The 26,561-nt window shown below is 33.3% G+C and carries 24 protein-coding genes, 1 rRNA gene and 1 pseudogene; 19 read left to right on the top strand and 7 right to left on the bottom strand.

What is annotated here, in order from left to right; all coding sequences use genetic code 11:
• The 14 genes and pseudogenes from rrf to B6C84_RS11635 all read left to right on the top strand — a co-directional run.
• Positions 1-85: ribosomal RNA gene (gene rrf / locus B6C84_RS11815) — 5S ribosomal RNA — on the top strand; the annotation flags it as partial.
• A 188-nt stretch (positions 86-273) separates the two neighbouring features.
• The gene (locus tag B6C84_RS11810; RefSeq protein WP_367643243.1) at positions 274-450 is read left to right on the top strand and encodes a YgjV family protein; all 177 of its coding nucleotides are present in this window, start codon (positions 274-276) and stop codon (positions 448-450) included.
• A 97-nt stretch (positions 451-547) separates the two neighbouring features.
• Positions 548-1,120 carry an RNA pyrophosphohydrolase gene (rppH, locus tag B6C84_RS06885; RefSeq protein ID WP_065578249.1) on the top strand — a complete coding sequence of 191 codons (573 nt, stop codon included), beginning with the start codon at positions 548-550 and terminating at the stop codon, positions 1,118-1,120.
• Positions 1,117-1,986, top strand: a complete 870-nt coding sequence (gene lgt, locus B6C84_RS06880) for a prolipoprotein diacylglyceryl transferase (RefSeq protein ID WP_065578250.1) — start codon at positions 1,117-1,119, stop codon at positions 1,984-1,986. The genes rppH and lgt overlap by 4 nt, the downstream gene beginning before the upstream one ends.
• Complete coding sequence (thyA, locus tag B6C84_RS06875) at positions 1,983-2,777, top strand: thymidylate synthase (RefSeq protein ID WP_065652097.1); 795 nt, start codon at positions 1,983-1,985, stop codon at positions 2,775-2,777. The genes lgt and thyA overlap by 4 nt, the downstream gene beginning before the upstream one ends.
• A 238-nt stretch (positions 2,778-3,015) precedes the next feature.
• On the top strand, positions 3,016-3,966 hold the full coding sequence (locus tag B6C84_RS06870) for a Kdo(2)-lipid IV(A) acyltransferase (protein ID WP_086320730.1): 951 nt from the start codon (positions 3,016-3,018) through the stop codon (positions 3,964-3,966).
• A gap of 52 nt (positions 3,967-4,018) precedes the next feature.
• Entirely contained in the window at positions 4,019-5,092 is a 1,074-nt protein-coding gene (gene rlmM, locus B6C84_RS06865; protein ID WP_086354177.1) for a 23S rRNA (cytidine(2498)-2'-O)-methyltransferase RlmM, read from the top strand.
• Between the two features lie 20 nt (positions 5,093-5,112).
• The gene (locus B6C84_RS06860) at positions 5,113-6,981 is read left to right on the top strand and encodes a penicillin-binding protein activator (protein WP_165755149.1); all 1,869 of its coding nucleotides are present in this window, start codon (positions 5,113-5,115) and stop codon (positions 6,979-6,981) included.
• The gene (locus B6C84_RS06855) at positions 6,935-7,315 is read left to right on the top strand and encodes a YraN family protein (protein WP_198193071.1); all 381 of its coding nucleotides are present in this window, start codon (positions 6,935-6,937) and stop codon (positions 7,313-7,315) included. Before B6C84_RS06860 ends, B6C84_RS06855 begins: the two co-directional genes overlap by 47 nt.
• 16 nt (positions 7,316-7,331) lie before the next feature.
• A complete protein-coding gene (locus tag B6C84_RS06850) occupies positions 7,332-7,910 on the top strand; it encodes an SIS domain-containing protein (protein WP_086354178.1) in 579 nt (192 codons plus the stop codon).
• Between the two features lie 96 nt (positions 7,911-8,006).
• Positions 8,007-10,700, top strand: a complete 2,694-nt coding sequence (gene gyrA / locus B6C84_RS06845; protein ID WP_065578254.1) for a DNA topoisomerase (ATP-hydrolyzing) subunit A — start codon at positions 8,007-8,009, stop codon at positions 10,698-10,700.
• Between the two features lie 90 nt (positions 10,701-10,790).
• Positions 10,791-12,101 carry a glutamate/aspartate:proton symporter GltP gene (gene gltP, locus B6C84_RS06840; RefSeq protein ID WP_165755077.1) on the top strand — a complete coding sequence of 437 codons (1,311 nt, stop codon included), beginning with the start codon at positions 10,791-10,793 and terminating at the stop codon, positions 12,099-12,101.
• 623 nt (positions 12,102-12,724) lie between these two features.
• Entirely contained in the window at positions 12,725-14,764 is a 2,040-nt protein-coding gene (locus B6C84_RS06835) for an acyltransferase family protein (protein ID WP_165755150.1), read from the top strand.
• Between the two features lie 683 nt (positions 14,765-15,447).
• Positions 15,448-15,809: pseudogene (locus B6C84_RS11635) on the top strand (cation:dicarboxylate symporter family transporter); the annotation flags it as partial.
• A gap of 129 nt (positions 15,810-15,938) precedes the next feature.
• On the opposite strand, the gene rpmG reads toward B6C84_RS11635, so the two are convergent.
• Entirely contained in the window at positions 15,939-16,106 is a 168-nt protein-coding gene (gene rpmG, locus B6C84_RS06825; RefSeq protein ID WP_034884348.1) for a 50S ribosomal protein L33, read from the bottom strand.
• Between the two features lie 15 nt (positions 16,107-16,121).
• Complete coding sequence (gene rpmB / locus B6C84_RS06820) at positions 16,122-16,358, bottom strand: 50S ribosomal protein L28 (RefSeq protein ID WP_034884345.1); 237 nt, start codon at positions 16,356-16,358, stop codon at positions 16,122-16,124.
• 381 nt (positions 16,359-16,739) lie between these two features.
• On the opposite strand from rpmB, the gene aroE reads away from it, so the two are divergent.
• The 5 genes from aroE to argA all read left to right on the top strand — a co-directional run bounded on the left by aroE (position 16,740) and on the right by argA (position 21,795).
• Positions 16,740-17,570, top strand: coding sequence for a shikimate dehydrogenase (gene aroE / locus B6C84_RS06815; protein ID WP_086354172.1), 831 nt, complete (start codon positions 16,740-16,742; stop codon positions 17,568-17,570).
• 138 nt (positions 17,571-17,708) lie between these two features.
• On the top strand, positions 17,709-18,062 hold the full coding sequence (locus tag B6C84_RS06810) for an Aca2/YdiL-like domain-containing protein (RefSeq protein ID WP_065578256.1): 354 nt from the start codon (positions 17,709-17,711) through the stop codon (positions 18,060-18,062).
• A 200-nt stretch (positions 18,063-18,262) separates the two neighbouring features.
• Positions 18,263-18,778: a shikimate kinase AroL gene (gene aroL / locus B6C84_RS06805; protein WP_065613779.1), complete on the top strand. Its 516-nt coding sequence runs from the start codon at positions 18,263-18,265 to the stop codon at positions 18,776-18,778.
• 248 nt (positions 18,779-19,026) lie between these two features.
• On the top strand, positions 19,027-20,229 hold the full coding sequence (locus B6C84_RS06800) for an MFS transporter (RefSeq protein ID WP_086320733.1): 1,203 nt from the start codon (positions 19,027-19,029) through the stop codon (positions 20,227-20,229).
• Between the two features lie 237 nt (positions 20,230-20,466).
• Positions 20,467-21,795 carry an amino-acid N-acetyltransferase gene (argA, locus tag B6C84_RS06795; protein ID WP_086320734.1) on the top strand — a complete coding sequence of 443 codons (1,329 nt, stop codon included), beginning with the start codon at positions 20,467-20,469 and terminating at the stop codon, positions 21,793-21,795.
• 224 nt (positions 21,796-22,019) lie between these two features.
• Here the strand turns inward: argA and mutH are convergent, their stop codons facing one another.
• From mutH to rpiA, 5 genes are all read right to left on the bottom strand, one after another.
• Positions 22,020-22,694, bottom strand: a complete 675-nt coding sequence (mutH, locus tag B6C84_RS06790) for a DNA mismatch repair endonuclease MutH (protein ID WP_065578260.1) — start codon at positions 22,692-22,694, stop codon at positions 22,020-22,022.
• Between the two features lie 74 nt (positions 22,695-22,768).
• Positions 22,769-23,317, bottom strand: coding sequence for an NADPH-dependent FMN reductase (locus B6C84_RS06785; protein WP_086320735.1), 549 nt, complete (start codon positions 23,315-23,317; stop codon positions 22,769-22,771).
• A gap of 81 nt (positions 23,318-23,398) precedes the next feature.
• On the bottom strand, positions 23,399-23,935 hold the full coding sequence (locus B6C84_RS06780; RefSeq protein WP_065578262.1) for a Dps family protein: 537 nt from the start codon (positions 23,933-23,935) through the stop codon (positions 23,399-23,401).
• Between the two features lie 567 nt (positions 23,936-24,502).
• Positions 24,503-25,744, bottom strand: coding sequence for a phosphoglycerate dehydrogenase (gene serA, locus B6C84_RS06775; protein ID WP_086320736.1), 1,242 nt, complete (start codon positions 25,742-25,744; stop codon positions 24,503-24,505).
• A gap of 69 nt (positions 25,745-25,813) precedes the next feature.
• Positions 25,814-26,473 carry a ribose-5-phosphate isomerase RpiA gene (gene rpiA / locus B6C84_RS06770; RefSeq protein WP_065652091.1) on the bottom strand — a complete coding sequence of 220 codons (660 nt, stop codon included), beginning with the start codon at positions 26,471-26,473 and terminating at the stop codon, positions 25,814-25,816.
• Positions 26,474-26,561: the final 88 nt, after the last annotated feature.

Here is a 26,561-nt window from a genome sequence, read left to right as displayed (position 1 = left end):
ACCCCATGCCGAACTCAGAAGTGAAACGCCGTAGTGCCGATGGTAGTGTGGGTATTACCCATGTGAGAGTAGGGTGCCGCCAGACTTTTAAATATACGAGCCCAGCAGCGATGCTGGGCTTTTTTGCTTTCTAGGATTAATGTATTTTTGTTAATTATTTTTCAGAGTTATTTCCCTGAATAGTAGACAATGGATAATCTAAATTTTCTGTATCAGTTTTTGGGTTCTGATTTTATTGAAAAACATACAACAATCCCGTAATTAATTGTTAAATTGTATTATTTGGATGTTGAACAACATAATATACGATTGTTAATATTACTAAGTAGTATTTTATGGATAATATATAGCTTATGGATAGGCTCTTTAGGTAGTTTAGCTATAGAGGTTACCTTCACGATAATTACTATTATGACAATTATTAAATTATCACCAAAATCGACTGTATGATATTATATTTATTCTATTAGTATCATTTTCCTATTTATTTATTGTTGTATGTATGAAACAATTCAACAATATAAAAATAAATTTTTTGAGGTAGTCAGTGATCGATAATGATGGCTACCGTCCAAATGTAGGAATAGTTATTTGTAACAGGTATGGTCAAGTGCTTTGGGCTCGGCGTTATGGGCAAAACTCTTGGCAATTTCCTCAGGGCGGAATAAAACTTAATGAAACGCCAGAACAGGCAATGTTTCGTGAACTAAATGAAGAAGTAGGATTACTACCTAAAGACGTTAAAATTTTATCGGTTACCAATGGTTGGTTAAGGTATAAATTACCAAAACGTATGATTCGTTGGGATAATCAGCCGGTATGTATCGGTCAAAAACAAAAGTGGTTTTTATTAGAATTAATTTCTGATACGTCAGTTATTAATTTAAATATGTCTTCAACTCCTGAGTTTGATGATTGGAAATGGGTAAGTTATTGGTATCCTATACGACAGGTTATTGCTTTTAAGCGTGATGTATATCGCAAAGCAATGAAGGAGTTTTCTTTGCCTGCATTTACTATACAATCTGAAGTAGAAGAACCTGTAACAAATCTTTCTAAGAAAAAACGGTTTAACTTCTTTGCTCACAAACGAAAAAATAAACAGCGTATTAAAAAATGAATCAATTTTTACAATTTCCCAATTTTGATCCAATTGCTTTCTCAATCGGACCTATTTCATTACATTGGTATGGTGCAATGTACCTATTTGGTGTGCTTGGTGCTTTGTTTTTAGCTAAACGTCGAGCTAATAAACCCAATAGCAATTGGACATCACAACAAGTTGAAAACCTATTGTTCTGGGGTTTTTTAGGCCTCTTTATTGGTGGGCGATTAGGTTATGTATTATTTTATAATTTTGATGCATTTTGTGAAGATCCCGCTATTCTATTCAGAGTTTGGGAAGGAGGAATGTCTTTCCATGGTGGTTTGATTGGTGCCATTTGTGTTATTGCTATCTTTGCTAAAAAAACACAAAAGACCTTTATGCAAGTAGCTGATTTTGTAGCTCCATTAGTACCGCTTGGTTTAATGTTTGGCCGATTTGGTAATTTTATTAACGGTGAACTGTGGGGCCGAGTAACTAATTCTTCAATCGGTATGTTATTCCCTACTTCATCACATGCTGATTTTATGTTTGTTCAAGCAAATCCAGAATGGTTTTCCTTATACAGCCAATTAAACGGTGTTTTACCTCGTCACCCTTCACAACTTTATGAGATGGTATTTGAAGGTATAGTATTATTTATTATTTTAAATTTATTTATTCGCAAACCTCGTCCAGTTGGCGCAGTCTCAGGACTATTTTTAGTTTGTTATGGCATATTTAGGTTTATAATTGAGTTCTTTAGACAACCCGATGAACAATTAGGATTATTTTTAAATATAATCAGTATGGGACAAATTCTCTGTCTCCCTATGATCATTGGTGGTATCTTGATGCTTTTATATGCATATAGATTTAACAATAAGGCTATTAAAAAATGAAACAGTATTTATCACTAATGCAAAAAATTTTAAACGAAGGAACGGCTAAATCGGATAGAACAGGTACAGGGACTTTATCGATCTTTGGTCATCAAATGCGATTTAATTTGCAAGATGGTTTTCCATTAGTGACCACAAAAAAATGTCATTTACGTTCAATTATCTACGAGTTACTTTGGTTTCTTAAAGGTGATACTAATATTAATTATTTAAAAGATAATAAAGTAACAATTTGGGATGAATGGGCCGATAAAAATGGTGATCTTGGTCCTGTTTATGGCAAACAATGGCGCGCGTGGGGAGCTGCGGATGGTCGACAAATAGATCAAATTTCGCAACTAATCGAACAAATTAAAAATGATCCAGACTCTAGAAGAATGATAGTTTCGGCATGGAATGTTGGTGAGCTTGATCAAATGGCGTTAGCACCTTGTCATGCTCTGTTTCAATTTTATGTAGCTCAAGGTAAGCTGTCATGTCAACTTTATCAACGTTCATGTGACGTATTCCTAGGATTACCATTTAATATTGCTAGTTATTCGTTATTAGTTCATATGATTGCTCAACAATGCGATTTAGAAGTTGGTGATTTTGTTTGGACAGGTGGCGATACCCATTTGTATTCCAATCATATGGAGCAAACACATTTACAATTAAGCCGTGAGCCAAAACCATTGCCTAAGCTTGTAATTAAACGCAGACCACCTACAATTTTTGATTATGAATTTGAAGATTTTGAAATTGTTGATTACGATCCCTATCCAGCAATAAAAGCGCCAGTAGCAATTTAAAGCTTAACAAATTTTGAGAAATACTCTTTTAGGGTATATTTTTTCTAAATTATAAGTAAAAATTGATTATTAGGGATTAATCAATTTAATCCTTAATATGTGTTTTTTTATGTAATCTTTTCAAACAACTTCATGATAAGAAGTTTAGTTATCTTTGATTATTTTATTTTTCTGCCGCATAACTGAAGATATTGGTATATAATGACTAACTTTGTTTAAATGGTTATTTAATCTTAATATGAGTCAAAATCAAGAAATTCATCCTATTTTTACAAAACGATTATTACATCCTCGCTATTGGTTAACCTGGTTTGGTATTTCTATTTTATATTTGATCGTTTTACTACCATATCCGGTTATTTATCAATTAGGGAAAGGTTTAGGATTAATTTCGATGAAATTAATTAGCAAGCGTAAAGAGACCGCAAGGCAAAACTTAAAATTATGCTTTCCTGATAAATCCGAACAAGAACGAGATAAAATATTAAGAGATAATTTTATTTCCACAGGACTTGCTATATTTGAAACTGGTATGGCATGGTTCTGGTCCGACAAAAGACTTAAAAAACACTCTTCAATTGAAGGTGATTCACATATCACTCAGATACAACAGTCCGGACAAGGTGTTTTGTTAATTGGTATTCACTTTTTAACGCTAGAACTCGGTGCACGTATTTTAGGTATGAGTCATCCAGGTGTAGGTGTTTATCGACCAAACGACAACCCTGTTATGGATTATGTACAATTAAAAGGGCGTTTAAAATCGAATAAATATATGTTAGATCGCTATAATACTAAAGGCATGATAAGAGCCTTAAAGAATGGTGAACTGCTTTGGTATGCGCCAGATCATGATTATGGTCCTAAGAATAGCGTTTTTGCGCCACTCTTTGCGGTAGAAAAAGCAGCAACGACCATTGGAACTCGAATTTTAGTTAAATTAAGTCAGCCTGCAATTATTCCTTTCACCCCTAAACGAGAAAAGAATGGGCACTATACTGTTTACGTTACACCTGAGCTTAAAGGCTATCCTATAGATGATGATGTGCTAGCGGCTACTTTTATGAACAAAGCGATTGAACACGAAATATTAAAAGCACCAGAACAATATATGTGGTTACATCGACGATTCAAAACTCGACCTAAAGGTGAAGCGCCTTTATATACAAATAAAGTCCAATCAGATTAATTTGATAACTTTATAATATTTTCAAATAATTGAAAGAAAGAATATGCAAAAACTGAACAAAATAATTTTGTATTGTCGACCAGGGTTTGAAAAAGAATGTGCAGCAGAAATAACAGAGAGAGCCGCACAAAAAGAGATATTTGGATTTGCCAAAGTCAAAGAAAACAGCGGTTATGTGATATTTGAATGCTATCAAGATGATGACGCTCAATTATTGATTAAAGAAATTCCTTTTCGAACACTTATTTTTGCCAGACAAATGTTTGTTGCTGGTGAATTATTGGCTGATTTATCAACTGAAGATCGTATTACGCCAATAATTAATGTTTTATCTGGTGTTGTTGATAAAGCTGGTGATTTACGTGTTGAAGTTGCAGATACTAATGATGGTAAGCAATTGGCAGGATTTTGCCGCAAGTTTACTGTTCCACTTCGTCAGGCATTACGCAACAAACGTCTTTTGTTAAAAGTACAAAATCCATCACGACCAGTTATTCATTTATTATTTATCAATAATAATAGCTGTTATGTTGGCTATTCTCTGAGTCAAAATAACTCTCCTTTTTATATGGGTATACCGAGGTTAAAATTTCCATCTGATGCACCAAGTCGTTCAACATTAAAATTGGAAGAAGCTTTTCATATTTTTATTCCTTATGAAGAATGGGATGAACGACTTAAAGGTGGTTTAAACGCTGTTGATTTAGGAGCGTGTCCAGGCGGTTGGACTTATCAATTGGTCAAAAGAAGTATGATGGTATATGCTATAGATAATGGTCCTATGAATGAAAAATTAATGGAAACAGGACAAGTTAAACATTATCGTGAAGATGGCTTTAAATTTATACCTAAAAAGCATAATATTTATTGGTTGGTGTGTGATATGGTTGAAAAACCAGCCAAAGTAACAGAGTTAATAGCTAAATGGCTAATTAATGGTTGGTGTAGAGAGGCAATTTTTAATCTCAAACTACCAATGAAAAAACGTTATGAAGAAGTAAAACAAAATTTACAATTACTAATAGAAGAACTAAATAACAGCCAAATAAATGTACAAATTCAGGCTAAGCAACTTTTTCATGATCGTGAAGAAGTTACTGTACATGTACAGCGAATTTGGGGATGAGAAATTATAAGAGAATGGTTATGAAATTAAAACAATCCTTTTATGCTATTGTTATTTTAGCATTATTTTCACTTTTAGTTGGATGTCATCTTAGCTCATCAAAAAGCGGTAAATACGATGAAACTAAAGACTCCAATTATTATTTGTCGCAGGTAGATACTAGCTCAGGAAGTGCTAAAATCGATTGGCAGTTATTGGCAATAAGAGCATTAATAAACGAGAATAAACTTTCTCAAGCAAATAAATTATTATCTCAACTACCAGCTAATCTTAATGTAGAACAACAAAAAGACCAATTGTTATCTCAAGGTGAAATAGCAACTAGAAAAGGGCAACCATTTAATCTTAGCCAATTATCTATCGAGAAATTAAATGATTCACAATCATATCGTTATTATTCAATCAAATTAGCCTTAGACAAAAAAGCTAAAAAGATTAATGAACAAGCGAATGATTATTTGTCTTTACAAAAATTTGCACCTGAAAAATTAAAAAAACAAATTTTAAATAATACCTGGAATTTCTTTAGCAAATTATCGACAAATCAACTAAGTAAAATTGCCGTACTTGAAAATGACTTCATATTGAAAGGTTGGATTGATTTAAGTTATACATATCAAAGTAATAATAGACAAATTTCTATTCAAGACGGTGATAGTCCAGAAATGCTTGAAGCGAAAAATACAAATCGTAAAAATCAACTAAAACAAGCTATTTTGGATTGGGCTGCAAAATATCCCGATCATCCTGCACAAAATATTGTTGCGATTATAACAGGTGAACAAACACTTGCTGTTGATAATGCTAATGCCAAAAAAGTAGCTTTACTATTACCTTTGAATGGATCTTCTCGAATATTTGGTAATACTATTCGTCAAGGATATGTTGATGCAGTTAAGTTCTATCCTCAAGAACCACAACAAAATGTTATTGTTTTAGATACAACGTCAGTACCAATGGATAATTTAATTCAGCAAGCGCAAGAACAAAATGTCGATTTAATCGTTGGTCCATTATTGAAGTCTGAAGTGAGTAAAATAAAGCAGTTAGCACCTAATATCCCAGTTCTAGCATTGAATAAGGTTGATGATGGAACAGTTTCCGCTAACAAAATGTGCTTTTTTGCGTTATCTCCTGAAGATGAAGCAAAGGATGCGGCTGACCATATTTTTGCTCAAAATAAACAAAAGCCATTGTTAGTTATACCACAAAATGACTTGGGTAGGCGTGTAGCCCAAAGCTTTGCTAAGCAATGGTCGCAAATTTCTAATGGCTCACAGGCTTATGTACAATATGTTGGTAATTTAAATACTTTACGCGCCAATATTAATCATAGTAGTGGAATAAGTTTAACCGGTAGTCCGATTGTATTTAATAGTGATGATGGCTCAGCCTCAATGACCTCAAATGGTTCCTCTTCTGGATTTGATGCAATTTATATTTATGCATCTTATGACGAATTAACCTTGATAAAACCAATGCTAGATATGGGGGCGGGTAAGACAGTAGGTAATGGCTCTTCACCAATAGCGCTTTATTCAAGTTCTAAAAGTCATGTGGCAAATGCTTCGAATGACTTTTATTATGATATGAATCAAACGGAATATTCTGACATTCCTTTGATTATTAATTCATCAGAAAAGACAACGGCAGTGATTCCTAGCAATATTCAAAAAGATTATTCTTTAACACGATTATACGCTATGGGAATCGATGCGTGGCGATTAGCTAATCGTTTTAATCAATTAGACTCTTATCAACCTAATTTTTTAGATGGAATGACTGGTAAATTATCAACCAGTAATCAATGTGAAGTGACTCGAACACTTGCATGGCAACAATATGCCTATGTTACATCCCAATCGTCCTCGGAACAGAACGAAAACTAAAGATATCGGCAAGCATTATGAACATATTGCTTGCCAATTTTTAGCCAATCAAGGACTTGTGTTACTTGATCAAAATAGCTTATATCGAATCGGTGAAATTGATTTAGTCATGCGAGATAAGAGTTGTCTTGTTTTTGTTGAAGTTAGATATCGAAAAAATGCTAATTTTGGCGAGGCTGAAATGACTATTTCGCTCACTAAACAAAACAGAATTAAACAGGCTGCTCAACATTGGATGTTAAAAAATAAATTAAATATTGAAGATACAGAGTTTAGGTTTGATGTTTTTGCCATAACGGGAAAAAGTCAAAAATGGATAATTAATGCGTTTTAATGGTCAGGTGAAAAACGTGCAAGATTTAATAAAAAATTATTTTACTGAAAGTATTCAAACTCAAATTGTTATGGCCGAATCTCTAGGCTCTTCAATTGAAAAAGCTGCTAATATTATCGTTGAAGGATTACTTAATGGTAATAAAATTATGGGATGTGGTAATGGCTCAGCTGCCGCAAATATACAAAGTTTTACCTCTCGGTTAATTACCAGTCTTGATATTGAAAGACCAAGTATTCCGGCTATTGCATTAGTATCTGATAATGTATTGTTAAGTGCGATATCTAATCACGAAGAAATCTATGCTCGACAAATTCAAGCTTTAGGGCAACAAGGTGATATCTTAGTTATTTCAACTTGTGAAGGTAATAGCCGTTCGATTATTCGTGCTGTTCAAGAATCCGTAATTAAAGATATGAAAATTGTTGCCTTAACTGCATTTGATGGTGGAGAAGTGATCGGATTACTTGGGCAAAATGATATTGAAATTAGAATTCCATCTTACAAAAAGGTGATGGCCTATGAAATGCATGCAATGATTTTAAACTGTTTAAGCCAATTAATTGAAAATACATTGTTTATTCATGCAGAATAAGTTGAAATAAAAACAGTTTTGTTCTGCATTAATAGCGATTTTATGCTATAATTATGAACTATTTTAAGATTTAAGTTAATAAGAGAACCTGGTGTTATGACCGAACTAGCCAAAGAAATAACCCCCGTCAATATTGAAGACGAATTAAAATCCTCTTATCTTGATTATGCGATGTCTGTTATTGTCGGGCGAGCTTTACCTGATGTCCGCGACGGACTCAAACCTGTTCATAGACGGGTTTTATTCGCTATGCATGAAGCTGGATACGACTGGAATAAACCTTACCGAAAATCTGCTCGTGTTGTTGGGGACGTAATCGGTAAATATCATCCACATGGTGATTCTGCTGTTTATGATACTATTGTTCGTATGGCACAACCATTTTCATTACGTTATATGCTTGTTGATGGCCAAGGTAACTTTGGTTCTGTCGATGGTGACTCGGCAGCAGCAATGCGTTATACCGAAATTCGTATGCAAAAGTTTGCTGGTGCATTATTAACTGATTTAGATAAAGAAACAGTAGATTTTTCACCAAACTACGATGGATCAGAAATGATTCCAGACGTGTTGCCAACTCGCATTCCTAATTTATTAATTAATGGTTCGTCAGGTATTGCTGTTGGTATGGCAACCAATATTCCTCCTCATAATCTAGCAGAAGTTATCAATGGTTGCTTAGCATTTATTGAGGATGAAAATATTTCTGTTGATGGATTAATGGAATATATTCATGGTCCAGATTTCCCTACTGCTGCTTTAATTAATGGCCGTAAAGGTATTGAAAATGCTTATCGAACTGGCCGTGGTATTATTTATATTCGTTCAAAGGCGACCATTGAAGTAGATGATCATAGTGGTCGTGAAACGATCATTGTTAATGAGATCCCTTATCAAGTTAATAAGAAAAAACTGATCGAAAAAATAGCTGAGCTAGTTAAAGACAAAAAAGTTGAAGGTATTTCAGCATTGCGTGATGAATCAGATAAAGATGGTATGCGCATTGTTATTGAAATCAAACGTGATGCTGTTGGCGAAGTCGTTTTAAATAATCTTTTCTCATTAACTCAACTACAGGTTTCTTTCGGGATTAATATGGTTGCCTTACATAAAGGTCAACCGAAACTATTAAACTTACGAGAAATGATCGAAGCGTTTGTTCTTCACCGCCGTGAAGTCGTAACGCGTCGAACTATCTATGAACTTCGCAAAGCTCGTGAACGAGCACATGTGTTGGAAGGTTTAGCGATAGCATTGGCTAATATCGATCCTGTTATTGAATTAATTCGTGCTGCGGCAACTCCTTCTGAAGCGAAAGCTAAATTACTATCGCAAGCTTGGCAGCTTGGTAATGTTGCGGCAATGCTTGAAAAAGCGGGTAATGATGCCGCTCGTCCAGAAGATTTAGCGCCTGAGTTTGGTATTCGTGATGGCCATTATTATCTTTCTGAAGCTCAGGCTCAAGCTATCTTAGATCTTCGTTTACATCGCTTAACTGGTCTTGAACATGAAAAAATTCTTGATGAATATAAAGAACTATTAGTTCAAATTGCTGGTTTATTACATATTCTAGCGAGTCCAGAAAGATTAATGGAAGTTATTCGCGAAGAGCTTGAAGCTGTTCGAGATCAATTCCAAGATGCAAGACGAACTGAAATTACAGCAAGTAGTGCCGATATCAATATTGAGGATCTTATTGCTCAAGAAGATGTTGTAGTTACGCTTTCTCATCAAGGTTATGTAAAATACCAACCGTTATCCGATTATGAAGCTCAGCGCCGAGGCGGTAAGGGTAAATCGGCAACGAAAATTAAAGAAGAAGATTTTGTCGAAAAATTATTGGTTGCAAATACTCATGACACGATTCTTTGTTTCTCAAGTCGTGGCAGATTATATTGGATGAAAGTTTATCAATTACCTGAGGCCAGTCGAGGCTCACGTGGTCGTCCAATTATTAATTTATTACCATTGGAAGCAGATGAACGTATTACCGCGATTCTACCTGTTCGTGAATTTGATGATGAGCATTGTGTGTTTATGGCGACAGCTCAAGGTACGGTTAAGAAAACTTCATTAATTGAATTTAGTCGTCCGAGAAGTGGTGGCATTATTGCCATTAACTTACGTGATGATGATGAGTTAATTGGCGTTGATTTAACCAGTAACGAAACAGCAGATATTGTTGATGATGAAGAACTCAATGATGATGCTATTATTGATGAGCTTGACGATGGTGATGAAGTCTCACAAATTTCCAATACTGAAGACATTATGTTATTCTCAGCTAATGGTAAAGTTGTACGATTCCCTGCCAATAAAGTCCGTTGTATGGGTAGAACAGCAACAGGTGTTCGAGGTATTAAATTAGAAGGCGATGATAAAGTTGTATCACTTATCGTCCCTCGTGGTAATGGTACAATTTTAACAGCAACTCAAAATGGTTATGGTAAACGTACTGAACAAGAGTTATATCCAACTAAATCAAGAGCAACGAAAGGCGTAATCTCTATTAAAGTGAGTGAACGAAATGGTGCTGTAGTTGGTGCAGTGCAGGTTGAAGAAACCGACCAAATCATGCTAATTACTGATGCTGGAACTTTAGTACGAACTCGAGTATCAGAAGTCAGTGTTGTTGGACGAAACACGCAAGGGGTTACGTTGATCCGAACAGCTGAAAATGAGAAAGTTGTTGGATTACAAAGAATTGCTGAAACAGAGGATGATGTTGAATCGGAACTATCGCCACAGAGTGAGGATAGTAATGATTCAAACCAAGAATCCGAACAATAATTTTAATTATAAAAAAGGATTAGCCACACAGACTAATCCTTTTTTATTTTCGAAAATAGTGAAAAGGAATAGAATTACATGTCTTTCTTAATAAAAAAAATCTTAACTAATCTTGCATGGCAAATATTAATTGCCTTGATTTTAGGTGTAGCTGTTGGTGCTTTTCTATATGAACTAGCAGATCCTAATCATGCGTTACATTCATATTACCAATTTTCAATTGTTAATATTTTCCAACCAGCAGGTGATATTTTTATTCGTTTAATTAAGATGATAGTTCTACCAATTATACTTAGTACACTGACATTAGGTATTGCTGGAATTGGTGGATCTAAACGTTTAGGAACACTAGGATTTAAAACCATTCTTTATTTCGAAATCATTACAACAATTGCTATTTTATTAGGTCTTTTATGGGGTAATGTTTTTGCACCCGGTGCTGGTATTGACTCTTCAACTTTAGCCACAACTGATATTAGTAAATATACTAAAGCAGCCGAAGAGTTAAGTGGCAAACCTCACGGTTTGATTGTCATGATTTTAGACATGATTCCAGCAAATATATTTAAAGCAATGACGGATGGCGCAGTTTTACCGGTTATTTTCTTCTGTGTATTTTTTGGTTTAGGTTTAATGTCTTTACCAGATAAACAACGCGAACCATTTGTGTTCTTTTTGAAAGTAGTTTCAGATACTATGTTTAAAGTGACCAACATGATTATGCGTTATGCGCCAATTGGTGTATTTGCATTAATTACCGTAACTGTTGCTAAATATGGTTTTGCTTCTTTACTACCGCTATTAAAACTGATTCTAACTGTGTATTCCGCAATGATCATTTTTACATTAGTGGTATTAGGTGCAGTTTGTAAACTATGTAAATTCAATATTTTTACTTTATTAAAAATATTGAAGGAAGAATTAGTTATTGCTTTTTCTACAGCAAGTTCAGAAACAGCATTACCAAAAATCATTGAAAAGATGGAGGCCTATGGAGCACCAAAAGCGATCACAAGCTTTGTTATTCCTACTGGATATTCATTCAATCTTGATGGTTCGACATTATACCAAAGTATCACGGTTATCTTCTTAGCACAGTTATTTGGTATGGATTTAAGTATCTTAGATCAAATAATCATTGTAATAACATTAATGATTGCTTCAAAAGGAATTGCTGGAGTACCAGGCGCTTCTATTTTAGTATTATCAGCAACACTTGGTAGTGTTGGTATTCCACTTGAAGGTATCGGTTATATTATGGGTGTTGAACGTATTTTAGATATGGGTAGAACAGTTGTTAATGTTGTTGGTAACGCATTAGCGGCAATTGTTATTGCGCGTTGGGAACATGTCTTTGATGATAAAAAGGCAAGAGCCTATGAACAAGAATATTTAAAATAATTCTACTGCAATCTCATTTTATCTTATTTTCTCAAATAAAAAACTACCGTTAATTACAGGTAGTTTTTTATTTATTATTTATTAATTACTTATTGTGATAATGATTAGAAATATGTTGTCATATCAAATTCAACTCGCTCATCATTAAGACGACTAATAAAAAAGAAGCTTACTTCACATACTTTCTTTTATTATAAATTAGTCCTTTATTAATTTTATAGCCAAGTATTCTTATTTTATTGATCTTTTGTCAATATCATTTACTTCCAATACAAAATACTCAATAAAATTGCGAGATTAAGATAAATTGCTATAAATAGAATCTGATAACTGATAGAGTTCTAAAGTAAGCTTTGTCGAAGTTAAAAACTCTACGTGTATTTCGCTATTTTTCTTTTTTTGTAACGCTAAATCCTGACGTTCGATAGGAAGATGACTTTATAGTAATCCTGCTAACTTTCGAACTTAAATGAAAAATAACATGGATTAACTTAATGATATTAGGTGTTTTATTTTAGTTAATATAATACGTTATTAGTTATTATATGTAGTTAAAAAAATATATGCATAATATTACTTTTCTGCTATATTTCATCATCACTTTTAATATATTTATTATGATTATGTCTTTGAAATATCGCCCTGATATTGATGGCCTTCGAGCCATTGCTGTTTTATCCGTTATTGTTTTTCATTTAAATTCACATTGGCTTCATGGTGGCTTTATTGGTGTTGATGTTTTCTTCGTAATATCGGGATATCTCATCACCAAAATCATTTATACTGATATTATCAATCATCAATTTAGCTTTAAAGTATTTTATCAGCGTCGAATTAACCGAATTTTGCCTGTTTTTTTTGTAGTAATGTTCACCACCGCCTTTGTAGCTTGGTACATGTTACTGCCAGATGATTTTATGTTATTTCTGAAAAGTCTAAAGTCAACAACTTATTTTTGGGAAAATATGTTTTTTGCCCAAAATACTGGTGGTTATTGGGATAAGTCTGCTGAGACAATGCCTATTTTACACACTTGGAGTTTAGCTGTTGAAGAGCAATTTTATATTTTTTTCCCTTTTGTGTTATTATTATTAACAGGTATTAGATATCAGACCAAAACAAAGTTAATCAAACTAAGTCGGAATAATATTTTATTTATATTAGTAGTTGTCGCATTAGTTTCATTTGCACTTGCTCAATTATCTCCTAAATCGCTAATTTTATCTAAATATAACTATTATTCGCTTGTGACCGGCCGTGCTGGTGAATTATTAATTGGTGGAATTATTGGCATTTTGTCAGTTCAACAGTCAAGCTCAAATAATAATCAGACTCCAAATCTACTTATAAAAAATTGTTTAAGTATCATTGGCTTTTTGATGATGGTATTATCTATTATTTTCCTATCTGAAAAACGATTATTTCCAAGTTTTTGGGCCATTATTCCAACTGTTGGTACTGCTTTAGTTATTTCTTGCTATGACAAACGAACTGTTATTGCTAAGTTGCTTTCAATTAAACCTCTTGTTTTTATTGGTACTATTTCTTACTCATTATACCTTTGGCATTGGCCGATCATTGTACTAACTAAACTATATTTATTTGTTGATAACTTAACAACTATTACTCAATATTTAGGGATCATTATTCTAATCATAGTGCTTTCATTATTTAGTTTTTATTTAGTTGAAAGACCTTGTCGTAAACACAGAAGAAGTTTCAAATTCTCATTCTTTACTTATTATTTAATTCCTTTTGTAATTATTGGCGGTGGGTATTATTTACAATATAAAACGCAATTTTTAAACTTTAGATATAGTAGCGAGCAATATAAAAATTATGTTGATTTAAATATTAAGGCTTTAAATGATGGAGCTAGTGATAAATGTAATAGTCAATTTCCTAATTGGATTAAATTTACAGATAATCAATGTAATATATATGAGAATGATGAGCTAGATTCTATTGCTGTTATAGGAGATTCCCATGCAGGACATCTTTATTATGGTTTAAGAAGAAATTTAGAAAATGGTGTGTTAGTGTTTCCTGCAAGTTGTGCGCTTCCGTTTTATAATATGTCTGATACAAATGAAAATGACCCTCAATTTAAAGTAAGATATAGAAACACTGAATTAATAAATTCTGCGTATGATTATGTTATTAAAAATGAAAAAATAACTACTGTTTTTTTAGCACACCATCCGAATTGTTCATTTCATTTTGTCGTCGATATTAATGATAAAAATCTCAATAATCACGATGTTGCCATTGAAAATGGAATGCGAAGATCTTTATCTATGCTAACTGAATCTGGAAAAAAAGTTATATTAGTTAAGGATAATCCAGCTTTACCTTTTGACCCTTATCAATGTGTTATAAAAATGATGAGAACAGGAAAGAATGAATGTTCATTTGATGCTAACATTCATAAAAATAATAGTGTGCTTTCAGATTATAATAATATTATAGATAAGGTGTTGTTAGATTATCCAAAGGCGTCATCTATAAATTTATCAGATTATTTATGTGATAAAGATAAATGTTATGTTGCAACTGAATCATTACTTTATCTAGATCGCAATCATTTAAATAAAAATGGATCAAATGTAGTCGTCAAAAAAATGATTCCGGATTTGGAAAAATTAGGATTAAAAAAACGGTGATTATTTTTTAGGGTTACAACCTATTTTAAATATTATAAAACAGCTGTAATAAAAGGCTGTTTTTTTATGTTTAACTTTTAAAATTAGTATTCGTTTGTAAGTTCAATGTGTTGTTTAGGCTATACTAATTCGTACAACTTTTTTAAGAGATAAGATAAACTACTCTGAAAAATGAAAATACGACGAAAAAAATGATGTGAAAGACAAACCTATACTGATGATTTTAAATAAAAGATGGTAATACTTTAGCAACAAGGTTAAACATGAAACGAATTAGTTTTAGAGTATGAGTTAACGTCATCAGCATTAGCATTAGAAAGGTGGATAACAATACCACAATAGATTCATTCAAAACCGTAGATAATAAGTTGCTAGCCCTATTCAAAGAGAATAAACGGTTATTAATGGAAAAATGCGAGCTCCTAAAGCAAGCTGAGTGTTGGGCAATATAAAACGGCAGAGAATGTTATGAAAGCCTTAAGCCAAATTAAACCACTATTATCCTCAATAGGAATATTTCACTCAGACTGAGAAAAATTTTGATAATCAATTATTTGATGGTTTTTGATGTATTTGGTATTACTCGCTCATTGAGCCACAGAGGATGTTCTTACGATAATGCTGTTTCTGGTGCAACATTTAAGCCAATTAAACTGAATTTGTAAAAATGAGATATTCACCAATTAGCTCTGATTTGTAAACTATGTAAATTCAATATCTTTACTTTATTAAAAATATTGAAGTAAGAATTAGTTATTGCTTTTTCTACAGCAAGTTCAAAAACAGCATTACCTAAAATCATTGAAAAATGGCAACCTATGGAGTACCAGGTGCTTCTATTTTAGTTCTATCAGCAACACTTGGTAGTGTTGGTATTCCACTTGAAGGCATTGGTTATATTATGGGTGTTGAACGTATTTTAGATATGGGTAGAACAGTTGTTAATGTTGTTGGTAACGCATAAGCAGCAATTGTTATTGCGCGTTGGGAACATGTCTTTGATGATAAAAAGGCAAGAGTCTATGAGCAAGAATATTTAAAATAGAAATTTACTCTAAAAAGCTTCAGGTAACTGAAGCTTTTTTTATGCATCTAATTTAATAAATTTTATGATGTGATTATTGAAAACATAAAAAAACCCAGCTTAAGCTGGGTTTTTTATTTCTAGATAAAACTATTTAATTTTAGCTTCTTTGTAAACAACATGCTGACGAACAACAGGATCATATTTTTTGATCTCCATTTTTTCAGGCATGGTTCTTTTGTTTTTGCTAGTGGTATAAAAATGACCGGTACCAGCAGAAGAAACTAATCTAATTTTTTCACGTACACCTTTAGCCATGATATGGTTTCCTTATTAGTACTTTTCACCACGGGCACGAAGTTCAGCTAAAACTGCATCAATACCCTTTTTATCGATAGTACGCATACCTTTAGCTGATACACGCAATTTTACAAAACGTTTTTCACTCTCAATCCAGAAACGGTGAGTTTGAAGGTTTGGTAGAAAACGACGTTTAGTAGCATTCATCGCATGAGAACGATTATTTCCCACTAAAGGACCTTTTCCTGTTACTTGGCATACTCGTGACATGTCAATAATTCTCCAAAATTTCTATGCTTAAGCCTAGGGCGTAATATGTTAATGGAATTAACCTCGTCAGGCTTTTAGTTCGCTGCAGTTCTTTTGAGAAGCAGTCTCACCTCTCACACTACACCCATAATAATGAGGTAGCGAAGTATACGCTTTTACAGGTAAATTCTCAAGCATTATCTTATTTATGCACAAAAATAAGTTTCTAATTGAAAAAAATAAATATACCGAGAGTTGTTATTTTTAGCAAAACTATTATATCGTAGTTCATGTTGTGTTGTTCAATATAAAACTATTTAATTTTATAACAAATATGTTTTAATACTATTGAATTCAGATATTATCTGTTAGGCCTAATTTTCTTACTTTCAAGGAGATAGTATGAGTCAGTTCACGCCATACAGTATCTATGGCATTATCGGTTATCCACTAGGGCATAGTATGAGCCCACTTATTCATACAACGTCATTTCAAGATTATGGTATTCCTGCTGTATTGGTGCCATTTCCTACGCCACCCGAAGATATTGCTACTTTATTTAAATCAGTAAGATTACTTAATATTCGTGGTTTATGTGTCACTATTCCACATAAGCAAACTATTATCCCTTATTTAGATGAAGTTACCGAACACGTCAAAAAAGCGGGAGCAGCTAACTTAGTTTATTGGGATGGTGACAAACTTTGTGGTGATAACACTGATATTATTGGTTTTATGCAACCATTAGCACAAAAAAAACTACCTGCTGAGTATAAGAAGGTTTTACTACTTGGCGCTGGTGGTGCGGCTAGGGCTGCGGTTGTTGGTTTACAAGACCTTGGTTATCACGACATTACGGTAACGGATATTGTTACTGATCTTCCAGAGGCACTAGCTAAAGAATTTAATCTTAAAACGATTGCATGGGAAGATAGAGATAAAGTAGAAGCGCAAATTATTATCAATTCTACTCCATTAGGTATGCAAGGCAAATTTGAAGAGCAGACACCTTACGAACAAGCTTGGTTTAAAGGTAAAGGGATTGCATACGATATTGTATATACACCATACAATACCAAATTTAGACAAGAAGCAGAAAAAGCGGGATGGGAATCGATTTCTGGTCGAGAAATGTTTATTGGTCAAGCAAATGCCCAATTTAAAATTTGGACCGGTAAAGATCTTTCTGAAAAAGCAAAACAAGCTGTAATTGATGCCTTAACAGGAAAATAAAATTATAAATAGCCTCGCTCTCATTTTATGGGAGCGATATTTTAAGGTTTTAGGTATTTAATCATCATTTTAAATATTTATTAAATCAATAAAGTAACTATGTTTAGTAAATTTAAAATTGATTAAAAAGGAGTAGTTATGACTAATTTAGAATTACAAGCGTATCGCCGTTTTTTAATGTTAAAAGTGTCAGAAGCAAGTGAATATATTGGTAAAACTGATGTCGAAACATGGCGTAAGTGGGAAAACGGTTCATTACCTATTCCTGAAAATGTGGCAATAGCGATGAAAGAATTAAAAGCTTTTCGCAACGAGAAAATAAAATTGATTATAAATAGCATTAATGACCGTGTAGGTAGTAATACCATTCGTTATTTTATGACTTATCCAGAATTCAAAAAAGTTAACCCAGACTTAGATGTGCTGCAATGGCGATTACATCAATCAATTGCCACTGAACTTTATTTTAGAGGATTAGAAAAATTGTGTTAATGACTATGTTTGACACAATAGTCTATGATTAAAATCGAATGTGTAATAAATTATTTACAGTTATTTTTTTATTTATGTTTATTTAAATCATATTGTTATGTTGATATCGAATTAGACTGTAAAAAAATGTTGCAAAAAGTTAAATGAGTCTCTAGCATAGATAACTTATTTCCAGATCTGTATATTTAAAAGGCCCCACAATGAAGAAAACAATTTTTTTAGTTGGCGCAAGAGCCGCTGGCAAAACAACAATGGGTAAAATGTTAGCCAATAAGTTATCCTTTTCTTTTATTGATACAGATTGTCATCTACTCGAAACAACGCAAAAAACTGTAGCAGAAATTGTCGAAAAAGAGGGATGGGAAGGGTTTCGAGCTAGAGAAAGCCAAGTGCTTATTGAGACAGCTAAACCCAATAGAGTTATTGCAACTGGTGGTGGCATGGTACTAGCTGAGCAAAATCGTCAGTTTATGAAACAGCATGGCACAGTTATTTTTCTCTCAGCTCCTGCAGCGACATTAGCGGCACGTTTGATGAAAGATCCAAATGTTGCCCAGCGACCATCATTAACGGGTATGTCGATATCCGATGAGATGGAAAAAGTGCTTGCTGAACGTTTACCTTTATACCATGATGCCGCTCATCATGTTGTTAATGTTGACCAAGATGAGAATTTAATTCTTACTGAAATATTGGAAAAACTGCAAACTAATTAAATTACCATTTTTTAAATAAAAATTATTTGTTTCGGGATAATGTTAGTACATCAATTTGTAATTTAAACAATCTATACATCATAAATTTATTAATTGTGAATATTCACGAATTACAGCAAATAAATAGTCTATTAACAGTAAATAATTGATACATATTACTTTCAGATAGTAGTCAACACTTGTATATTAATTGCGATTGCGTTTTTTTAGTCGCTTAAATTAGTTAAGTTAATATTGGAGTTTTACACATGGATAATCAAAGAGTCAATTCTTATGGGATTGCTGGCTCTATATATGCTAATTACATAATACAAAGTATTGCTTTAATTGTTATTATGCAGTTCGCAGAAGGCATTTCAAAACAGCTTAATACCGATGTAGATGTCGGTCTTGGTTATGTTGCATCAGGAATCGGTATTGGAAAAATTTTATTAATGTTTGTCGGCGGAATGCTATCTGATAAATTTGGACGAAAATTATTTATCTATTTAGGTATGGCTTGTTATATTATCTTTTTCGTCAGTATGCCATTTTGTCATGATATAGATATTGCGTTTTGTTTAGCTATTGCCATCGGTATAGGTAACTCTTTCTTAGATACAGGGTCTATGCCTGCATTAACTGAATGTTTTCCTCGCTCATCTGGTTCGGCAAGTGTTTTGATTAAAGCCTTTATCTCAATGGGAAGTTTTATTCTGCCACTAATTGTTGGATTATTTTATAAATACGATATCTGGTATGGATGGGCATTTTTTGGTTTTACTGCCTATCTAATTATTAATGCAATCAATTTGCTACCAAAAAGATTTCCACCTAAAGATACCAGAATTAAAGGTAATCAAGGTTCTGATGATTACTTTATTCGTAAACCAAATTTTGCTTTTGAAGGCATTTTATTGATAATTATGGGATTCACAACCACCGCAACCTTTGTGATTATTTGGCAATGGCTACCTGCGATTGCAATTAAAGCGGTTAATATGCCATTAATTGAAGCTAAACAGCTTATTAGCTTTTATAGTTTTGCTTCAATCGTTTCTGTCTTTATCACTGCTTTTATAGTGAAAAAATTCTTGAAACCAATTTATTGTATTTTTATCTTACCTGCAATGTCATCATTGGTTTTATTATTATTTTACTTTGACCTATCGCCATTAATGTGTTTGGTCACCGCAATCGGGATGGGATTTTTTGCTGCTGGAGGTGTTTTACAATTAACCTTAGTTGTGATGCAACAAATGTTTCCAACACGTAAAGGACTTGCTGTGGGTTGTATGTATACTTTAAGTGGCCTGTCTTTCTTTATTATCCCGAGAGTTATCCCTGAATTGGCCAAAATTAATGTTAGTTATGCTATCTTAGCTGATTTGATAATGGCCGTAATGAGTACCCTACTAGGACTGATTGTTTACTGCAGATTTGTTAAAGTTATTGATATGAAGAAGATTTAAATGTGAATCACTCGAATAACTAAAATGATTACTGAGCCGTCTTAATGACGGCTCTTGTCTATAAGCATCGTTAATAAATTAATGTTTTGTCATTTCCTAGCGAATTTAACAAAAGTTTTTCCCTTCGTCAGTATAGAACTTTAGCTTGTTGAACTTATCAAAAAAGACTTGCTATTAACTAAAAAATAAATAAAAATACAAAAAATATGAATAAATATTCATTTTGGCGGTGATAAGATGAAAGAAAGAACAACTGAATTGGTTGATGGTTTAAGGCATTCGGTACCTTATATTAATGCTCATCAAGGAAAAACTTTCGTTATTTTATTAACAGGTGCAGTACTAAAGAGTCATAATTATGCAAGTATTATTAGTGACATTGGTTTATTGCATAGTTTAGGCATTAAATTGGTTATTGTGAATGGTGCTCGTAACCAAATAGATGAATCACTCAAAAGTCATAATATCCAACCTAGATATCATAAAAATACTCGAATTACTGACGCAGCAACTTTAGACATTGTTAAACAGGTAACCGGATTATTACAGCTCAATATAACAGCAAGTTTATCAATGAGCTTAAATAATACGCCTTTACAAGGTGCACATATCAATGTTGTTAGCGGTAATTTTGTTATTGCACAGCCATTAGGTGTTGATGACGGAGTGGATTATTGTCACACCGGGAAAATTCGGCGAATTAATAATGAGGCAATTGATGAACAATTGAACCGAGGATCAATTGTATTATTAGGGCCTGTAGGGGTATCAGTTACTGGTGAAAGTTTTAACTTATCGTCTGAAGATGTTGCCGCTGAAGTTGCTATTCGCCTTAAAGCTGATAAATTAATAAGTTTTTGTGCTGAGCAAGGCGTGCTTGATGAAAACAATCATGTTATTACCGATCTGTTTCCGATTGATGCTGATAATTACGTTAATAACAAAGAGCAAAGTGGTAAGCATTTATCTAGTGAAGCGCGTTTTTTACGTGCTGCATCAAAAGCATGTCGCAATGGTGTGCGTCGTAGCCATTTAGTCAGTTATCTAGTGGATGGTTCTATTCTGCAGGAACTATTTTCTCGTGATGGTATTGGAACTCAAGTGTCAATGGAACATTCAGAACAAGTCCGTACTGCAACGATAAATGATATCGGTGGTATTTTAGAATTAATCCGTCCACTTGAAGAACAAGGTATTTTGGTTAAACGCTCAAGAGAACAGTTAGAAATTGAAATTGACAAATTTACCATTATTGAGCGTGATAATATGACGATTGGCTGTGCAGCTCTTTATCCATATCTAGAAGAAAAAATGGGCGAAATGGCTTGTGTAGCGATTCATCCTCAATACCGAAACTCATTACGCGGTGATCTATTATTAGAAAAAATTGCAGAAACGGCTCACAATTTGGGGTTAGAAAAGATCTTTGTGTTGACTACTCGTAGTATTCACTGGTTTCGTGAAAAAGGCTTTAATCCAGCTGAAGTCGATGACCTGCCTATTAAAAAGAAACAACTTTATAATTATCAAAGAAATTCGAAAATTTTAATGTTTGATTTAGTTTAACTATAGCGAGTTTAAAAAGTCCAATTTATTCAAGTTGGACTTTTTTATTTTAACTAAATATAAGATGGCCTAATTATTAATTTGAGGTAAAAGATACTTATATCAATAAGTTATCAATATGTTTATATGCAGAAGATAAAAAATTGTTTATGGAAGAAATAGTATTTTGAAAATAGAAAAGATAAGCAAGATTAAAGGGGGATGAATACTATTGTTGGCTCACTTTAAATATAACAATTAGCATTTTGCAGAATTTGTAATGTAAATGATTTTTTTAAATAAAACCCTCGTGGACGTGTTAATATAATTTGGCCATTTTCACCAATAGCTTCAGTTAAAGCTTTTCCATTAGCAGCTTTAGGACGGATCTGTAAATAAGTACCATAACGGGCAGTAATCTTTTCAACCTGACCAAGTACAATCATATCCATCAACTCTTGCCAATCTTGTTTAAGTTGTTGCTCTTGTTGTTCAGTTGGTGTCCATAATATGGGGTGGCCAACTTTTCTCTGGGCTAGGGGTATACTTCGTTCTCCTTCAATAGGGATCCACAGAACTTTACTTAGTTTATATTTCACATGGCTTGTTTCCCAAATTACACCATGATTAGCCATTAAAGGGAGGACACTGACAAAAGTGGTTTCAAGTGGTTTACCTTGTTTATTAACTGGAATGGTTTTTAATTCGATACCTAAATTAGCAAAATCACGTTCGGCTTTACTACCCGCATTAGCGCCTAAAAAAGTTTCAATTAAATTACCTACCCAACCTTTTTGCTTATTAAGATTAGCTGGAATAGCAATATTTAAATAGTTAGCTATTTCACCGAAACTATAACCTGCAGCGAGTCTGGCTCGGTTTAATAATTCTTGTTCATTGCAAGGTTGGAAATTTTTCATTTAATTTGTTTTAAATAACTTTAATCATATCCACAACTCATTATATTGGCTGTGGATATTAAAATAAATCATTATTAACTTAGTTTCTCAACCCAATTAGCATAACTATTAATGATCAATGAAAGAAATGCTTTAGTTTTTTCACTAATATTACCATTTTCATCAAAAGCACTGTAAATATTACCAATATAAGCTTCTGGTTGTTGTAAAGTTGGCATATCAAGAAAGACCAGTGATTGTCGCAACTGGTGATTGGCACCGAAACCACCAATAGCACCTTGTGATACCGAAACTACCGCAGCTGGTTTTTGTGACCAAACACTTTTACCATAAGGGCGAGAACCCACATCTAAAGCATTTTTAATCACTGCCGGCAAGCCTCGATTATACTCTGGTGTCACAAATATAACACCATCACAATTGGCAATTTGTTGACGAAAACGTTCATAAGATTTTGGTGGCGTATCTACATCAATATCTTCGTTATAAAACGGTAAATCGCCAATTTCAATAATATTTAAAGAAAGTGATTGTGGAGCGATCTGTTGTAATACTTTTGCGACTTTTAAATTGTAGGAATCTTTACGTAAGCTACCCACAAGTACAGCAATTTTTTTACTCATTTGTAATTCTCCCTTACTCAAACGATAAAGAGACACAATATGTGTCTCTTATTCGGGATGATCACTCATAGCCACTAGATTTTAGTGACCAGAAGAGTCCAATTTACGGCCTGTTTCAAATAAGAACCATGCGCGTTTTTCAGTTTGATCTATCCATTCTTCAATTAAACTTGCTGTTGCCGAGTCATTATATTTATCACAAATATCATGGGCTACACGCATACGAGTAGTAAGTTTAATATTATCTTGGCAGAGTTCAGCTATCATATCTGATGGTTCAACAAAATCAGCATCGTTATCAGAGATACTCTGTAATTTTGAAATATGACCAATTGAACGTAGAGTTGTACCGCCTAATTTTCGGACACGTTCAGCAATTGGATCTGTCATTGCAAATAACTCTTCTCCATGATCATCTAACATCAAATGATAATCACGAAAATGAGGACCACTTACATGCCAATGAAAGTTTTTGGTTTTTAAATATAACGCAAATACATCTGCTAATACAGAGTTCATGGCACCGGAAATATCTTTTGATGCCTTTTGACCTAAATCAGTTGGAAACAAAATAGCTGCTTGTTGTAGCTTTTTTGCCGAAGTCGTACTTTTAGCCATATTAGATTCTCCTATTAATTGAAAAGTAAAATAACTTTGTAATACCAAATTACGCCAACTTATCAGTAAAAAACAGTCATTGTTAACTATTGCTGTTATATCAATAATCTATGAATAAATTAGCTAAAAAACATTTACCAAAAATTTAAAAAGAAATTTCAAAATAATGATTAAATTTTCAAACTATGATCAAATTAAAGTCATTTTAAATCATTTATAGCATCAATGTTTTTATCAATTAGATGACTTACTTTAACTCTGAATGACAATCTTGACTGATGCTCTATCTACTATTTTTAAAAATCTAAAACCACGAGATAAGTTAAATATTTATAAAATATAAATCAAAAAATTTGAGGAAAGGGGTTTTTTAGCCTGAAATTATTGGTTAAATTTGGTAACGCAACCTATAACTTTATTATTATATTAAAATTGCTCTAATCGTTACCAGTCTTTTTACTGAATAGCACTACGGAAGTTTCGAGTATATGATTATTTGGATGGTCGTTATTAGTGTTATGTAATCTCTTAAATAATAACGACCAAAATCATTTTTAACGATAAAAATTAAAATAATAATCTTGCTCGAATAGTACCTGTTACACTTTTCAGCTTAATTAATAATTCTTCGGCTTTATTTTGTTCAACTCTATCAATATCAATAACAACATAACCTATTTTAGCATCAGTTTGTAGATATTGGGCAGAAATATTTAGACCTTGTTCAGCAAATAATGTATTGATAGCCGTTAATACCCCTGGTTGATTATGGTGAATATTGATAAAACGGCTTGAACCTTTTGCTGGAATCGGTAATGAAGCTTCAGGGAAGTTAACCGCTGAAAGGGTTGCACCAGTATCAGAATATTTCGCTAATTTGGTTGCAACCTCAATACCAATATTTTCTTGAGCTTCACTGGTTGAACCGCCAATATGAGGGGTAATAATAACATTATCAAATTTACATAAAGGTGATTCAAAAGGATCATTATTGGTAGCGGGTTCTGTTGGGAAAACATCAATTGCTGCACCATTTAGTTTATTGGTTTCTAATGCTTGTGTTAGCGCCTTGATATCAATCACGGTACCACGTGATGCGTTGAGCAATATTGCACCTGTTTTCATCATATCGATTTCAGGTTGGCTAATCATTTTAATTGTGGTTGGATTTTCTGGAACATGCATACTGACAATATCACTCATAGCAAGTAATTCCCGCATTGTTGGAATTTGTTTAGCATTTCCTAATGGCAATTTAGTTTCAATATCATAAAAATAGACATTCATTCCTAATGATTCAGCTAATACACTCAACTGGCTACCTATATGACCATAACCAATGATACCTAAATTTTTTCCTCGGGCTTCGTGCGAACCTGTGGCAAGTTTATTCCATTTACCCTGATGAGCTTTAGCATTAGCTTCAGGTACTCGGCGAAGTAATAATATTGCTTCAGCTAATACCAGTTCTGCCACAGAGCGAGTATTTGAAAATGGCGCATTAAAAACTGGAATTCCTTTAACCGTCGCTGCGTCAAGTTCAACTTGATTAGTGCCAATACAAAAGCAACCAATACCGGCTAATTTTGGTGCGGCATCGATGATGTCCTTAGTTAAATGGGTTCTGGAACGAATACCAATAAATCTGGCATCTTTTAAAGCTGTTTCCAGCTCAGATTTCGATAGTGCGCCTTTATGATACTCAATGTTGTTAAAGCCCGCTGATTTAAGTGTTTCAACTGCACTAGGGTGGATACCTTCAAGTAATAGAAACTTATTTTCATCTTTCGTTAATGCCTGAACAACCATTTATTCCTCTCTATGCTTAATATTTTAATTGATTGCAAATACAAAATTATCCATCAAAAATGTAAATTTTTATTTTATTAATTCTTTTACACCAGAACGAGTACCGACTAAAGCGATATCGGCCCCTTTATTGGCAAATAATCCAACAGTAACTACCCCAGCAATGCTGTTAATACGATTTTCCAATTCCATTGGTTTGGCAATAACAAGGTCATGAACGTCTAAAATAACATTACCATTATCGGTTATAACACCTTGGCGATAAATTGGTTTGCCACCAAGTTTGAACAATTCTCTAGCAACATAAGAACGAGCCATAGGTATCACTTCTACTGGTAGAGGAAATTTGCCAAGGACATCGACAACTTTAGATTCATCAACGATACAAACAAATTGTTTAGCTAGAGCTGATACAATTTTTTCACGAGTTAACGCTGCTCCACCTCCTTTAATCATTTGCATATGATGATTAATTTCATCGGCACCATCGACATATATATCTAAACTATCAACTTCATTGCAGTCTAATACGGGGATTCCATAGCTTTTTAATTTTTCAGTTGATACTTCTGAACTAGAGACAGTTCCTTTTATCTGATCTTTTATTGTCGCAAGTGCATCAATAAAATGCGCCGCAGTAGACCCTGTTCCTACGCCAACTAATGAATCAGGCTTAACATATTTTAGCGCTGACCAGCCTACAGCCTTTTTTAGTTCATCTTGTGTCATGATATCACCGTATGTAAATATGATTTTGATCAAAAAAAATTTAAAATTTTAAAAGCAAAATTGTTCAATATATGGCATAGTAACCAAT

The organism is Gilliamella apis (genome assembly GCF_002142155.1).
Classification (GTDB): domain Bacteria; phylum Pseudomonadota; class Gammaproteobacteria; order Enterobacterales; family Orbaceae; genus Gilliamella; species Gilliamella apis.
This window is presented reverse-complemented; position numbering and strand designations above follow the sequence as displayed.